This window comes from Streptomyces sp. W16, from assembly GCF_033194735.1.
Taxonomy (GTDB): domain Bacteria; phylum Actinomycetota; class Actinomycetes; order Streptomycetales; family Streptomycetaceae; genus Streptomyces.
Genome location: NZ_JAWOAI010001116.1, coordinates 1 through 1161, shown reverse-complemented (window position 1 = coordinate 1161; position 1161 = coordinate 1). Strand labels below are relative to the sequence as shown.

Annotated in this window: 1 pseudogene; it reads left to right on the top strand. The window is 75.0% G+C overall.

The annotated features are described in order from the left end of the window. Positions 1–1161, top strand: a pseudogene (locus R6V09_RS53545) (ABC transporter permease); the annotation flags it as partial.

Below are 1161 nucleotides of genomic sequence, written 5' to 3'. Positions count from 1 at the left end.
CGTCGCGGCCCTGGGCTATCTGGAGCTACGGCGGCACCACTCGCTGATCGCCGACGTGGGCTCCGGCAGCGCCTCCGCGGACCCGGTGCTGGTTCTGGTGCCGACCCTGGTGGCCGGTGCCGCCGCGCTCCTGCTGCTGCGGCTGCTGCCGCTGACCTCCCTGTTGCTGGACGCGTTCGGCCGACGCGGCCGGGGTCTCGTACTCCCGCTGGCCGGCTGGCAGTTGGGCCGACGGGCGGCGCGCAACGCGGGACCGGTGGTGCTGATGTGCCTGGCCATGTCGGTGAGCGCCTTCGCCACCACCGCACTGGCCTGTCTGGGCGGCCTGGCGTCCGAGCAGGCCGCGTTCACCGTCGGCGCGGACGTGCGGATCTCCCCGTCCGCGGACGACGGCTACCCCTCCTCCGTACTGGGCACCGCCTATCGCGCGCTGCCGGCGGTGACCGGCGTGGCCCCGGTGACGCGGTCGACGGTGAACCTGCCCGGCGGCACCACCGAGGACCTGGTCGGCACGGTCGGTGGGCCCGCTCCCCGCACCCCCTCGCCGGTCGTCTTCGGGATACCGCTCCCCGGACGTCCGACCGCGCTGCTGCTGGACGAGCGGCTGCGCAGCGACGGCAGGCGCCTGGCACCGAGCCTGCAGCTGACCGTGCAGGACGCGTCCGGCCTGGTCAGCATGGTGACGACCCGGCTGCCCACCGCCGACGGCGCCAGGCACACCGTCGCGATCCCCCTCGACGTGGCGCTGAGCGGCGGCCATCGGCGGGCGTATCCGTTGACGGTGACCGCCGTCAACGTCCTGCCACAGCCGAACACCCGTCCCGCGCGGCTGGACCTGGAGCTGATCCGGGTCGGCGCCCGCGACACCACGGACTCCTGGGTCACCCGGCTGCCCGGCGAGCAGGTCTGGACCGACGGCACGGACCACGCCGCCGACTCCACCGAGGGCGCCTGCAAAGGAACCCTGACCGGCAGCTACGACCCCGGCACCCCCGGGGTGTGCTCGATCGCTCCCGGCGGCACCGAGGTGCTCCGGGCCGCCATCAGCACCGGCATCCGGCCCTCCCGGGCGACCTCGGACGCCTTCGGCGGCCTGTCCGACAGCGACTACGACACCCAGGCCGGCAGTCAGGTGCGGCTGGTGGCGGGTCCGGCGGGCGG